13 protein-coding genes are annotated in these 12,131 nt (G+C 73.1%); 5 read left to right on the top strand and 8 right to left on the bottom strand.

Features of this window, described 5'->3' with window-relative positions; genetic code table 11:
* Positions 1-73: 73 nt before the first annotated feature.
* From OHU35_RS34825 to OHU35_RS34815, 3 genes are all read left to right on the top strand, one after another.
* Entirely contained in the window at positions 74-2,119 is a 2,046-nt protein-coding gene (locus OHU35_RS34825; RefSeq protein ID WP_189726261.1) for a SpoIIE family protein phosphatase, read from the top strand.
* 172 nt (positions 2,120-2,291) lie between these two features.
* Positions 2,292-2,492 (top strand): ATP-binding cassette domain-containing protein, encoded by a 201-nt coding sequence (locus OHU35_RS34820; protein ID WP_405508124.1) that lies wholly within the window; start codon positions 2,292-2,294, stop codon positions 2,490-2,492.
* Positions 2,493-2,590: 98 nt separating this feature from the next.
* A complete protein-coding gene (locus OHU35_RS34815) occupies positions 2,591-2,932 on the top strand; it encodes an AAA family ATPase (RefSeq protein ID WP_405508122.1) in 342 nt (113 codons plus the stop codon).
* Positions 2,933-2,986: 54 nt separating this feature from the next.
* Here the strand turns inward: OHU35_RS34815 and OHU35_RS34810 are convergent, their stop codons facing one another.
* The 3 genes from OHU35_RS34810 to OHU35_RS34800 all read right to left on the bottom strand — a co-directional run bounded on the left by OHU35_RS34810 (position 2,987) and on the right by OHU35_RS34800 (position 4,615).
* Entirely contained in the window at positions 2,987-3,433 is a 447-nt protein-coding gene (locus tag OHU35_RS34810; protein WP_189726263.1) for a hypothetical protein, read from the bottom strand.
* Between the two features lie 25 nt (positions 3,434-3,458).
* Positions 3,459-3,899: an SHOCT domain-containing protein gene (locus OHU35_RS34805; RefSeq protein WP_189726264.1), complete on the bottom strand. Its 441-nt coding sequence runs from the start codon at positions 3,897-3,899 to the stop codon at positions 3,459-3,461.
* An 80-nt stretch (positions 3,900-3,979) separates the two neighbouring features.
* A complete protein-coding gene (locus OHU35_RS34800) occupies positions 3,980-4,615 on the bottom strand; it encodes a DUF308 domain-containing protein (protein WP_359889151.1) in 636 nt (211 codons plus the stop codon).
* Between the two features lie 166 nt (positions 4,616-4,781).
* Between OHU35_RS34800 and OHU35_RS34795 the strand changes: the two genes are divergently transcribed.
* Positions 4,782-5,396 carry a potassium channel family protein gene (locus OHU35_RS34795; RefSeq protein WP_189726266.1) on the top strand — a complete coding sequence of 205 codons (615 nt, stop codon included), beginning with the start codon at positions 4,782-4,784 and terminating at the stop codon, positions 5,394-5,396.
* Positions 5,397-5,457: 61 nt separating this feature from the next.
* Here the strand turns inward: OHU35_RS34795 and OHU35_RS34790 are convergent, their stop codons facing one another.
* The 3 genes from OHU35_RS34790 to OHU35_RS34780 form a co-directional block, all read right to left on the bottom strand.
* Positions 5,458-5,655 (bottom strand): hypothetical protein, encoded by a 198-nt coding sequence (locus tag OHU35_RS34790; RefSeq protein ID WP_184588589.1) that lies wholly within the window; start codon positions 5,653-5,655, stop codon positions 5,458-5,460.
* A 116-nt stretch (positions 5,656-5,771) separates the two neighbouring features.
* Positions 5,772-6,302 carry a hypothetical protein gene (locus OHU35_RS34785; protein ID WP_405508119.1) on the bottom strand — a complete coding sequence of 177 codons (531 nt, stop codon included), beginning with the start codon at positions 6,300-6,302 and terminating at the stop codon, positions 5,772-5,774.
* A complete protein-coding gene (locus OHU35_RS34780) occupies positions 6,299-8,986 on the bottom strand; it encodes a LuxR C-terminal-related transcriptional regulator (RefSeq protein WP_405508117.1) in 2,688 nt (895 codons plus the stop codon). The genes OHU35_RS34785 and OHU35_RS34780 overlap by 4 nt, the downstream gene beginning before the upstream one ends.
* Positions 8,987-9,224: 238 nt before the next feature.
* Here OHU35_RS34780 and OHU35_RS34775 point away from each other — a divergent pair, with 238 nt between their 5' ends.
* Positions 9,225-10,058: a class II glutamine amidotransferase gene (locus OHU35_RS34775; protein ID WP_189726269.1), complete on the top strand. Its 834-nt coding sequence runs from the start codon at positions 9,225-9,227 to the stop codon at positions 10,056-10,058.
* 13 nt (positions 10,059-10,071) lie between these two features.
* Here the strand turns inward: OHU35_RS34775 and OHU35_RS34770 are convergent, their stop codons facing one another.
* Positions 10,072-10,581, bottom strand: coding sequence for an O-acetyl-ADP-ribose deacetylase (locus tag OHU35_RS34770; protein WP_405508114.1), 510 nt, complete (start codon positions 10,579-10,581; stop codon positions 10,072-10,074).
* A complete protein-coding gene (locus OHU35_RS34765; RefSeq protein ID WP_405508113.1) occupies positions 10,578-11,987 on the bottom strand; it encodes a phytoene desaturase family protein in 1,410 nt (469 codons plus the stop codon). Before OHU35_RS34765 ends, OHU35_RS34770 begins: the two co-directional genes overlap by 4 nt.
* Positions 11,988-12,131: the final 144 nt, after the last annotated feature.

Below are 12,131 nucleotides of genomic sequence, written 5' to 3'. Positions count from 1 at the left end.
CTGTGACCTCATCGGACAGCCTGCGCAACGGATCTTGGCCGGACCTTTTGCCGCGCCGGAAGGAGCGGCTCGCATGAACGGGTATGCGACCTCGGATCGCGACTCCGTCACGGCCGCGCCCGGGGGGCTGCTGGACCTGCTGAAGGTCGCGGCCGTGGTCCTGGACGCGGGCGGGCACATCGCCCTGTGGAGCCCCGAGATCGAGCAGCTGCTCGGCTACACCCCGGCGGAGGCCCTGCGCCAGCGCGCCGACACGCTCCTGGTGGCGCCCGAGAACCGGACCCGGGGCAGGGAGCTGTTCGCCCAGGTCAGCTCGGGAGCCCGCTGGGCCGGTGTCTTCCCGCTGCGGCACAAGGACGGCACGGACCGCGCCGTGGAGTTCCGCACGATGCGCCTCCTCGACCCCGAGGGCCAGCCCCATCTGCTGGGCCTCGCCACGGACGCGACGACCGTACGGATCGTGGAGCGGGACCTCGCCCTCTCGCACAGCCTCGTCAACCAGACTCCGCTCGGCATCGCCGTCTTCGACAACGACCTGCGCTGGGTCGGGGTCAATCCCGCGCTGGAGCGGATGAACGGCGTGCCCGAGGAGGCCGTGCTGGGGCGCCGGGTCGGCGAGGTGCTGCCGGACCTGGACGTGGAGGCCATCGAGGCCCGGATGCGGCACGTCCTGGAGACCGGCAGACCCCTGCTCGACCAGCAGACCATCGGCCGTACGGCGGCGGACGTCCAGGACCGCGCGTACTCGGAGTCCTACCACCGCATCGAGGACACCGACGGGCGGGTGCTGGGCCTCGCGATGGCCGTCCTGGACGTCACCGAGCGCCAGCAGGCCGCGGCCGAGGTCGCCCAGGCCCGCCAGCACCTGTCGGTGATCGCCGACGCCGGGGTGCGGATCGGCACCACGCTGGACCTCCAGCAGACCGCCCGGGAGTTGGCCGACGTGGTGGTGTCGCAGCTCGCGGACCTGGCCGCCGTGGACGTCCTGGAATCCGTCGTGGCGCACGGCACCATCGCGCCGGTGTCGGGCGGCGCGCCCGCCGAGTTCCGAGCACTGGCCGTCGCCGCCGGCTACCCCACCGACGCCATCCACGCCGCCGACCCGGTCGGCGAGCTCGCCACCTACGGTTCGTCACGGATCATCACGCAGTGCGTCCGCAGCGCCCGCCCCGTCCTGGTCGAACGCGTGGACGCGAAGATGATGCGGCGCATCGCCCGGGACGCCCGGGCCGCCCAGACCCTGCACGAGGCCGGTGCGCACTCCTACCTGGCGGTGCCCCTGATGGCCCGGGGCAAGGTGCTCGGCACGCTCACCCTGTACCGCACGGTCGACGAACGCCCCTTCGACGACCGGGACCGGGTGCTCGCCTCGGAGCTCGCCGCGCGTGCCGCCATCTGCATCGACAACGCCCGCCTCTACGGACGCGAGCGCGGCACGGCCCTCACTCTCCAGCGCAGCCTGCTCCCCGCCGCGCCCGCCGAGCAGGAGGGGCTCGACATCGCCGCCCGCTACCGTCCCGCGCTCAGCGAGGTCGGCGGCGACTGGTACGACGTACTGCCGCTGGGCCCGGGGCGCACCGCGCTCGTCGTCGGGGACGTCATGGGCAAGGGCGTCCAGGCCGCGGCGATCATGGGGCAGCTGAGCACGGCGACGCGCGCGCTGGCCCGGCTGGATCTGCCGCCCGCCGAGCTGCTGCGGCACCTCGACGACATCGCAGGCTCGCTCGGCGACGCGATCGCCACGTGCGTGTACGCCGTGTGCGACCTGCGGCGCGGCACCTGCTCCCTGTCCAGCGCGGGGCATCTGCCGCCCGTGCTCGCCGGGGTGGACGGCAGCGCGAAACTCGTCGACGTGCCCGGCGGCGTACCGCTCGGGGTGGGGGGCGTGGAGTTCGGCACCGTGGAGGTGGAGCTTCCCCCGGGCTCGCTGCTCGCCCTGTACACGGACGGGCTGGTCGAGAAGCGCGGGGAGCCGATCGACACGGGCCTCAGCACGCTGACCCACCTCCTGCGGAACGCGGGACCCAATCTGCAGCGGACCAGCGACAGCCTCCTCAGCGCGCTGAGCCCGGAGCCCGACGACGACGTGGCGCTGCTGCTGGTCCGCACGCGCGTCTGAGCGTTCCTCTGATCCGGGCCACCGGCTCCGCCCTCGCACGGGGCGCTGAGAGCCGCGACGTCGCCCACGGCCCGCCCTGTTCTGGGCCCGGCCGCCCGTCGGATCCGATGGCCCGCTCGCATCCCCGCCCTTCGCCGGGGCTGAAGTGTGCCTCCTCACGGAGGAAGAGAACGTGACCACCCTTGTTCTGCCTGCCCGCGACCGGGCCCAGCTGACCTGCGCCGCGATCCGCGTCGACCGCGGTGGCCGCACCGTGCTGCACGACGTCGACATGAAGGTCTCCCCCAGGTCGCGCTGGGGCGTCGTCGGCGAGAACGGCCGCGGCAAGTCGACCCTGCTGCACGTCCTGGCCGGCCTCCTGGCCCCGGACTAGGGGACCGTGCACCGCGTGGGCACCCTCGCCCTGGCCGAGCAGGAGATGCCGGCCGAGGACGAGCGCACGGTCGGCGACTCAAGCTCGTCACGGCGGGCGTGCTGAAGGAGGGCGAGGTGGTGGGGCTCGGCTCGCTGGGCCTGCTCACCTCACGCGACACCGACAAGCCGGTGGCCGAGCTGTCGATGGGTCAGCAGCGGCGCCTCGACCTGGCCCTGGCCCTGGCGTCCCGCCCCCACGTCCTGCTCTTGGACGAGCCCACCAACCATCTGTCCATCGCCCTGCTCGACGAACTCACCGAAGCGCTGCACTCCACGCAGGCGGCCGTCGTCCTGGCCACCCACGACCGCCAACTGCGGCGCGACATCGCGACGTGGCCGCGCCTCGCACTGTCGCAGCGGCGGTGGGCGGAGACGGGGGTGGGCACGACGACACGCTGACGGCGCGGCGCTCCGGGCGGGCTCAGCCGCCTGCCCGGAGCGCCAAGAGGGACCTCACGGATTGCTCGGGGTCTGTTCGAACGGCTCCCAGGCGTCGTCCTTCTTCACCGTGCACAGGGCCCAGATGATGAACCCGGAGATCGCGATCATCACGACCGACCAGACCGGGTAGGACGGCAGGGAGAGGAAGTTGGCGATGATGATGAGTCCGGCGATGGCCACGCCGGCGACACGTGCCCACGTCGACGCCTGGAACAGCCCCATGCTGACGAGCACGGCGACCGCGCCCAGCGCCAGGTGGATCCAGCCCCAGCTCGTGAGGTCGAACGCGAAGACGTAGTTGGGGGTCGAGAGGAACACCTCGTCCTCGGCGATCGCCGCGATACCGCGCATGATGCCCAGGATCCCACCGATCATGAGCATGATGGCCGCGAAGACCATCAGACCGACGGCCCACTCGCGTTTCGCCGTGTGCGCGTGCGTAGGGTGTGTGGCGGTCATCCTGCTGCCTCGTTTCTGTCGGGGGCTAGTGTTCCGACGGGCCGGAGCCGCTCAGGACCAGCTCCTTCGCCCTGCGGAACTCGTCGTCCGTGATGTCGCCGCGGGCGCGGATCTCGGACAGCCTGGCGAGTTCGTCGGCACTGCTCCCCCGTCCCTCGCCGCCCTTGGCGGTCTCCCGTATGTAGCTGTCGAAGGCCTCCTGCTGCGCGCGGGCCTGGGACACTTCCCGGCGGCCCATGTTCTTGCCGCGCGCGATGACGTAGACGAACACGCCGATGAAGGGCAGGACGATGCAGAACACCAGCCACCCGGTCTTGGCCCAGCCGCTCAGATCGTCGTCACGGAAGATGTCGAAGACGACCCGGAAGAGCAGCACGAACCACATGATCCACAGGAAGAACCACAACATCGCCCAGAAGGCGCTCAACAACGGAAAGTCGTACGCCAGGTAGGTCTGCGCACTCATGTCACTCCTCCGTCCCGGGCGCACGCCCGGCAGCCGTTCCGTGCCGTTCTCAGCGTGCCCATGTCCGGGACGGGGCCGCCTCACCCGGGACGGGTGAGCGTGCCGGTACCGCGGAGCGCCGCCCGCCATGCGAAGGCGAGCCCCGCCTCGGCCAGCCCGAGCAGGACGAGCCACAGGCCGAGCAGCCGGGTCAGCGCGCGGGCCGACTCCGCCGGCAGGGCCAGCACCACGACGCCCGCGACGATGCCGAGCACGGCCGCGCCGAGGACGAAGCCGCGGTGCGGCAGGTCCCGGGCGGCGAGGGCCGTGTAGAGGGTGAGCATGCCGGACGCCAGCCAGACCAGTCCGACGATCAGTGACAGCGCGGTGACGGTCTGCAGCGGGTTCCTCAGGCACAGCACCCCGGCCAGGACGCTCAGCACGGCCAGGAGCAGGCGGGGCAGACGGTGGCCCTGTTCCTGCCGGGCGAAGGTCTCCACGAAGCGGAACGCTCCGGCCGCCAGCAGGTACAGGCCGACCAGGACCGCGACGACGTGCAGGGTCGCCTCCGGCCAGACCAGGACCAGGATGCCCGGTACGAGGGTCGCGACGGCCGAGGCGAGGATCCACTTCCAGGAGCGCCCCACGGCCGCCAGCAGCTGCGCGGGATCGGGCGCCGTTCCCCCGGGCCCGGGCTCCGCCCCGGTGGGCGGCACCTGACCGGACGGCATGGTCATGACTGCCTCCTCAGCTGCGGGCGGGTTGTCCGCGGACCATCGGCGACGCGGCCAGCCTCCCGCCCCCCGCCGGCCGCCGGGTCACCCGCGGCGGGTGATCCGTATCCGGCGCCGTGGCGGTGAGGTGGAGGGCGCGAGCGCACCCCACAGGATCGAGAGACATGAGATGAACGACCCAGCGGCCGCCCGGACCGAGCCCACCCGGCCTCGAAAGATGCCGGAGCGGCACCGACAGCACGAGGGCCGGAGGCGGCGCGCGAGGGTCGCCGTCCTGGTGCGCGCGGCGCTCATCGCGACCGGACTCGTCACCGTCTACTACGTGCTGCCCCTGGACGGGCGCAGTACGGGCAGCACTTCGGCGCTTCTGGTCTGCGGCCTGGTGCTGGTCGTCGTGGTCTTCTGGTGGGAGGTCCAGGCCATCACCCACTCGCCCTTTCCCCGGCTGAAGGCCATCGAGACTCTGGCCACCACGCTGGCCCTGTTCCTGGTGCTCTTCGCGGGCACCTACTTCCTGCTGGAGCACTCCACCCCGGGCTCCTTCAGCGAGCCGCTGACCAAGACGGACTCCCTGTACTTCACGCTCACCACGCTCACCACCGTCGGGTACGGCGACATCGTCGCCCGTTCCCAGACGGGGCGGGTGCTGACGATGCTTCAGATGGCGGGCGGGCTGCTGCTGGTGGGCGTGGCGGCACGGATCCTCGCCGGCGCGGTCCAGGCCGGGCTGCGCAGGCGGGGCGACGAGCCGCCGGAGGACTTCTCCGCACGGCCGGAGGGCTGAGCCGATCTCCGCACGGCCGGAGGGCTGAGCCAAGCCTCCTGGGCTGGACGCACGCCAACGCTCACTCCGGCAGCTGGCGCATCTCCACGACCCTGAGACCCAGCGACTGGAAGCGGGTCAGCAGTCCGTACAGGTGGGCCTCGTCGATGACGGAGCCGAACAGGACCGTCTGACCGGACATCACCACGTGATCCAGCTCCGGGAAGACCCTGGCCAGCGTCTCCGACATGTGTCCGTCGACACGGATCTCGTAGCGCATGAGCTGCTCTCCCGCGGGGGGCGGCGTGGGGCGGGCCGTGCGCGCCCTTCCCTTGCGATGGTCCGCCCTGGCCCGCCGTCCGCCCTCACCCGGCGCAGGTGAACCTGCGGCACACCTCATTCCTTCAGGACGATCTTGAGGATGATGATCAGCAGACCGAGCAGCAGGTTCACCGAGGCGGAGAGGACCATCTGCTTCCAGGAGGCGCCGGCCCGGGCCGCGGCGGTCAGCGACCAGCCGACCTGTCCCGCCACCGCCACGGAGAGCGCCAGCCACAGGGTGCCCGGCATGTCCAGGGGCAGCAGCGGGCTGATGGCCACGGCGGCGGCGGGCGGGACGGCGGCCTCAAGGATCGGCCACTCCTCGCGGCACACCTGGAGCACGGCCCGGCGGCCCACGGCCCCCTGCGCCAGACGCGCCCCGAACAGCTGCGCGTGCACGTGCGCGAGCCAGAACACCGCACCGGTCAGCAGCAACAGCGCCACGAGTTCCACCCGGGGCAGCGAGCCCAGGGTTCCGACACCGATCACCACGGAGGCGGCGAGCATGGAGCCGTAGACGCCGCCGGTGTAGTCGGCGCGGGACCGCCGCTCGGCACCCCGTGTCCGCCGAGCGGGGCCACGGGCCGTCGTCGGGGTCTCCCTCACAGGAGCCGCCGTTCGCGGGCGCGGCGGACGGCGTCGCCGCGCCGGGTGACCGCGAGCTTGCGGTAGATGCTCTTGAGGTGGGTCTTCACGGTGTTCACGGACACGTGGAGGTCCGCGGCGATCTCCTCCGTCGACCTCATCTCGGCCACGCGCCGCACCACGTCACGCTCGCGGGCGCTCAGCTCCTCGACGGCGAGCTCCGGGGCCCCGTCCGGTGGGGCGGGCCCGGGGGCGCGGTACCGGCCGAGGCCCGGCAGGAGCCAGCCGGCGGCCAGTTCCCGGGGCCGGCCGGTGCTCAGCAGCGGCCGGATCCAGGGACCGGCCTCCAGGAACGGGCGGCGCAGCCGCTCGCGCCGGCCGTCCAGAAGTGCCCGGGCGACCAGGCGACGGGCGGTGGTGGGGTCCCCGGTGTCGAGGGCGGCCCGGGCGCGTACCAGCGTGGCGCGGACGGTCACGGCAGGGCCGGGCCGGTCGTTCTCCGGGGCGCTGTCGAGCAGGTCGAGCGCGCCTTCGGGGTGGCCCGCCGCGAGCCGGACGCGGGCCGCCTCGACGGCGCACGCCCTCCGGTGGTGCGCCACCCTCTCCACTGCCTGCCGGGCCGGCTCGGGATGCCCCTCGGCCAGATGGGCGGCGGACGCGAGCAGGGCGGCGTGGTCCTCCGCCCAGGGTGAGCTCACGGCCGCCGGGACGGTCGCGTCCGCCGCTGCCGCCAGCGCGGCCCGGGCGTCCCCCCTGGCCAGGAACAGCCGCCCTCGGGTGAGTGCCCGGCCGGCCCGCACCACCGGGTCCTCGACGAGCGGTTGGGAGACGGCCGCCTCGTCGAGGAGCGCCTGCGCCTCGTCGAGTTCGTCGCGGTCGATGAGGACGGCGGCCAGGACCAGCGGGCCGATGCCGGACAAGGAGCGCTGCGGGAGGCTGTACCGCTCCGCCTGGCCTGCCGCCGCGAGGGCCTTGTGCTCGGCCGGGCCGGGCCGGCCGTTGAGGTAGTCGATCAGTGCCAGATGGCCGAGGGCCTCCCACCGGGGCAGTGCCGTAGCCGCTCCGTCCGGGGACCCGGCCACCGCCGACAGGGCGGTCCGGGCGTCGTCGAAGCGCCCGGCCCACAGGCGGGCGGAGCCCAGGTGGGTGAGGAGGAGGGCGGTGATTTCCGGGTGCTCGTCGAGGAGCTGCCCCGGGACCTCCCGCCGGAGGAGCCTGGCCTGCTCGGCGGCACGCTCCGCCCGGTCGGGAGAGCCGGTCAGCCGGGCCGCCAGGGCTTCGAGGAGCGCGCTGCTGAGCCGCGCCGGTGCCGCACCGGCTCCCGCACCGGCGCCGTCCCGGCCCAGCGCCTCCTCGGCCCGGCGCAGATGCTCCAGGCCGTGGTCGAGATCGCGTAGGCCCAGCTCGCGGGCGGCGCGCACGAGGTCGGGCGCCGGTCCCGTGGCCTCGGGGCTCATCCGTGCGAACAGGGCGGACAGCTCCTCGGAGCGCAGCCCGGTGAAGAGCTGCCCGATGGCGAGATCGTCGACCACGGCGCGGGCGGTGAACTCCCAGTCGTCCGCGGCGGCCCCCTGGACGAGCGCGTCGGGCAGGGCTCCGGAACGCCGCAGCCACTGGGCGGCCCGGCTGCGCAGCTCCGGCTCCAGGCCGGGGAAGCGCTCCCTCAGGTGGGCCCGGAGGATCTCCGCGAACAGGGGGTGCAGGCTGTACCAGGAGTGTCCGAGGTAGTGGACGAACGCGTTCTCGCGCTGCAGCGCGGCCAGGATCGGCTCCGCGTCGGTGCGCAGCGTCAGCGCGTTCACCAGGTCGGGGCAGCAGCGGTCCAGGACGCTGATGCGCAGCAGCAGGTCCTGGGTGCCGGGTGGCTGCCGGTCGAGCACCTCTGCCAGCAGGAAGTCGGCGACCGCGCTGTGGTCGGCTTCGAACTGCTTCAGATAGGCGTCGGCGTCGGCGCCCTGCCGGGCGGCCAGGGCGCACAGCCGGAGTCCCGCGGCCCAGCCCTGGGTCCGCTCCACCAGAGCCCGTACGGCGCCTGCCCCCAGGTGCAGTCCGTGCCGCGACAGCAGTTCATGGGCCTCCTCGGAGGTGAAGGCCAGCTCGGCGTTCCGGATCTCCGTGATCTCGCCCGACGCCCGGTAGCGGTGCAGCGGCAGCAGGGGTTCCGTGCGGGAGACCAGGACCAGGCGCATGCCTCGTCCGGCGTGGTGCAGGACGAACTGCAACTGCTCCGCGATCTCGCGGGAGGTCACCCGGTCGAACTCGTCCAGTACGACGACGGTGGTGTGGTCCCGGCGCTCCAGGTCGGCGGCCAGGCAGGTCAGTGTCCGCTGGTCCACATGGGCCGCCTCCGCCGGGCAGCCGACGTCGCCCGTCACCGGTACGCCCGCGGCACGCAGTGCCTCCAGCAGATACGCCCAGAAGATCCCGGGGGCCTGGTCGGCGGTGTCGGTCGTGAGCCAGGCGACCGGTTCCGTCAGGCCGGCGGCCCAGTCGGCGACCAGGAGGGTCTTGCCGGCACCGGCCGCTCCGTTGACCATCGTCAGCGGCGTCCCCAGAGCCTGGTCGAGGTGCCGGACCAGACGGGAGCGGCGCAGAAACGTGGCGGGCCGCTTCGGCGGGGAGAACCGGGTGCGCAGCAGCGGGTCGCCCGTCGGGTCGACGCGCGCGGACGCCGGTTCCGCACCGGTCTCCTCGGTCACGGCCATGGGGCCCACCCTGGTTGCCGTCCGTCGGATCACGAGCAGCGCTCGTATCACCCAGGATCTCAAGCCTCACCCCCCTGCGCACCCCACGGCCGGGCCGTGACCGGCCTCGACGGCTGCCGCGCAACCACCCGCGACGGGCGATGCGCCCGCGGGGCGGCCGAGGTTCGCTGAGGTCCACACACACCACCTACGCAGCCGTGCGGCACGGCCCGGGCGGCTCGGAACGGGGGTACCGACCATGTGCCGCTGGCTCGCCTACTCGGGCACCCCCGTGCTGCTCGACGACGTCCTCTACCGGCCGCAGCACTCGCTGATCGACCAGAGCCTGCACGCGCGGATGGGGGTCGAGACCACCAACGGCGACGGCTTCGGGGTCGGCTGGTACGCGTGGCATCTGCGGACGCCCGCCGTCATCCGCGACACCGGTCCGGCCTGGAGCAACCGTAATCTGCGGGAGATCGCCGACCACGTCCGCTCCTCGCTGTTCTTCGCCCATGTGCGGGCCTCCACCGGGACGACCGTGCAGCAGACCAACTGCCATCCCTTCCGCCACGGACGCTGGCTGTGGATGCACAACGGGGCGATCTCCGGGTTCCACGACCTGCGCCGGGACCTCATGCTGACCGTGGACCCGGCGCTGTTCCCGGCGCTGGAGGGCACGACGGACTCCGAGGTGATGTTCCACGTGGCCCTCACGTTCGGGCTCGACGGCGATCCGCCGGGCGCGGTGGCCCGGATGGCGGGGCTCGTCGAGCGGCTGGGGCACGAGCACGGAGTGGCGCAGCCGCTGCAGATGACGGTGGCGGTGACCGACGGCGAACGGGTGTGGTTCTTCCGGTACTCCAGCGGCGGGGACTCGCGGTCGCTGTACTACAGCAGCCGGGTGGACGACGTGCGTGCCCTCCACCCCGACCTCGCGTTCCTGAGGCATGTCTCCGAGGAGACCCGGCTGGTCGTGTCGGAGCCGCTGGGCGATCTGCCCGGTGTCTGGAACGCCGTACCGGAGAGCAGCTACGGCGTCGTCCAGCCGGGCCGTGACCTGCTGCGGCACTTCGAGCCCGAGCCGGTCTGAGTGCGTGGGTGCCTCAGCGGAGCTGTCCGGAGAACGCCTCGTACGCCCGCTCGTCGAAGAGGACGAACCGGACCTCCTCGACGTCGGTCCGCGCCGTGCGCACCGTGTCCACCGCGATACGGGCGGCGTCCTCCATCGGATAGCGGTAGACGCCGGTGGAGATCGCCGGGAAGGCGACGGTGCGGGCGCCGAGTTCGTCGGCGACGCGCAGGGACTCGCGGTAGCAGGAGGCGAGGAGGTCCGAGCGGTCCTCGGTCGCGCTGAACACGGGGCCGACCGTGTGGATCACCCAGCGGGCGTCCAGGTCGCCCGCGGTGGTGGCAACGGCCTGCCCTGTGGGGAGGCCTTTGCCGTAGTGGGAAGCACGCAGCTTGCGGCAGTCCTCGAGGATCGCGGGGCCGCCGCGCCGGTGGATCGCTCCGTCGACCCCTCCCCCGCCCAGCAGGGAGGAGTTGGCCGCGTTGACGATGGCGTCGACGCTCTCTCGGGTGATGTCGCCCCGGACCAGTTCGATAGTGGTCATGACTGCCTCAGCCGCCGCCATACGGCCTTCGCCGCGTTGTGTCCCGACATGCCGTGCACCCCGGGGCCGGGCGGGGTCGCCGACGAGCAGATGAAGACGGCCGGGTGGGGGGTGTGGTACGGGAACGGGGTCACTCGGGGGCGCAGCAGGAGCTGGAGTCCGGAGACCGCACCGGAGGCGATGTCGCCGCCGACGTAGTTGGCGTTGCGGGCGGCGATCTCGGGCGGGCCGGCGGTGGCCCGGGCCAGGACACGGTCGCGGAACCCCGGGGCGAAGCGCTCCAGTTGGCGCTCGATGGCGTCGGTGAGGTCGCCGGTCCAGCCGTGCGGGACGTGGCCGTAGGCCCAGAAGACGTGCTTGCCCGCCGGGGCCCGGGTGGGGTCGACGACGCTCGGCTGGACCGTGATCAGGAACGGTTTGTCGGGGGCCCGGCCCTCCCGGGACGCCGCGCGCAGTGCGGTGCCGATCTCCGCGCTGTTCGCACCGATCTGGACCGTGCCGGCGACGCGGGCCTCCTTCGCGGTCCACGGCACGGGGCCGTCCAGCGCGTAGTCGATCTTGAAGACGCCCGGGCCGTAGCGGTAGTTGGCGTAGTAGTCGCCGAAGCCCGCGATGCGGGCCAGGGCGGTGGGTGAGGTGTCGAAGACGTACGCCCGGGCCGGGGGCAGGTCGTCGAGGCGCTTGACCTCGTAGTCGGTGTGGACGCTGCCGCCGAGGTCCCGCAGGTAGGCGGCGAGGGCGTCGGAGAGGGCCTGGGAGCCGCCGCGGGCGACGGGCCAGCCGCGGGCGTGTGCCGCGAGCGCGAAGACCAGGCCGATGGCGCCGGTGGCGAAGCCGCCGAGCGGTGCCATGACATGCGCGACGAGCCCGGCGAACAGCGTCCTGGCCGGTTCGTCGCGGAAGCGGCGCGTCAGCAGGGTCGACGGGGGCAGGCCGACGAGGCCGAAGCGGGCGAGGGTGACCGGGTCGCGGGGCAGCGCGGTGAGCGGCAGGGACATGAAGTCCCGGGCCAGGGTGTCCCACTTGGGCAGGAAGGGCTCGACGAGCCTGCGGTACGCCCCGGCGTCGCGCGGCCCGAAGGAGGCGGCCGTCTCGCCCACCGACCGGGACAGCACGGCCGCCGTGCCGTCCGGGAAGGGGTGTGCCATGGGCAGCTCGGCGTGCAGCCACTCCAGGCCGTACCGCTCGAGGGGCAGGGCGCGGAACGCCGGTGAGTTGATGCCCAGCGGGTGCGCGGCGGAGCACGGGTCGTGCCGGAAGCCGGGCAGGGTGAGCTCCTCGGTGCGGGCTCCGCCGCCCACGGTGCCCCGGGCCTCGAAGACGGCGACGGAGAAGCCGCGGCGGGCCAGCTCCACGGCCGCGGTCAGTCCGTTCGGTCCCGCACCCACTACGACGGCATCGAGCATCGACCGCACCTCGGACCCCTTCGTCAGCCGACGGCCACTGAGGATCAGGATATGCCCGGAGACTGACAGTCACCGGCCGCGGGTGCTTTCTGGCCCGGACGATGCCTGGAGAACGCCTGGAGGACGCCTGGAGCGCCGTTTCGG

It is taken from the genome of Streptomyces purpurascens (genome assembly GCF_045040895.1).
Taxonomy (GTDB): domain Bacteria; phylum Actinomycetota; class Actinomycetes; order Streptomycetales; family Streptomycetaceae; genus Streptomyces; species Streptomyces purpurascens.
This window is presented reverse-complemented; position numbering and strand designations above follow the sequence as displayed.

Bases quoted from the DNA above. Each gene is read 5' to 3' on its own strand.
- OHU35_RS34825 (WP_189726261.1), top strand. From the start codon at position 74: ATGAACGGGTATGCGACCTCGGATCGCGACTCCGTCACGGCCGCGCCC.
- OHU35_RS34810 (WP_189726263.1), bottom strand. From the start codon at position 3,433: ATGACCGCCACACACCCTACGCACGCGCACACGGCGAAACGCGAGTGG.
- OHU35_RS34805 (WP_189726264.1), bottom strand. From the start codon at position 3,899: ATGAGTGCGCAGACCTACCTGGCGTACGACTTTCCGTTGTTGAGCGCC.
- OHU35_RS34800 (WP_359889151.1), bottom strand. From the start codon at position 4,615: ATGACCATGCCGTCCGGTCAGGTGCCGCCCACCGGGGCGGAGCCCGGG.
- OHU35_RS34795 (WP_189726266.1), top strand. From the start codon at position 4,782: ATGAACGACCCAGCGGCCGCCCGGACCGAGCCCACCCGGCCTCGAAAG.
- OHU35_RS34790 (WP_184588589.1), bottom strand. From the start codon at position 5,655: ATGCGCTACGAGATCCGTGTCGACGGACACATGTCGGAGACGCTGGCC.
- OHU35_RS34780 (WP_405508117.1), bottom strand. From the start codon at position 8,986: ATGGCCGTGACCGAGGAGACCGGTGCGGAACCGGCGTCCGCGCGCGTC.
- OHU35_RS34775 (WP_189726269.1), top strand. From the start codon at position 9,225: ATGTGCCGCTGGCTCGCCTACTCGGGCACCCCCGTGCTGCTCGACGAC.
- OHU35_RS34770 (WP_405508114.1), bottom strand. From the start codon at position 10,581: ATGACCACTATCGAACTGGTCCGGGGCGACATCACCCGAGAGAGCGTC.
- OHU35_RS34765 (WP_405508113.1), bottom strand. From the start codon at position 11,987: ATGCTCGATGCCGTCGTAGTGGGTGCGGGACCGAACGGACTGACCGCG.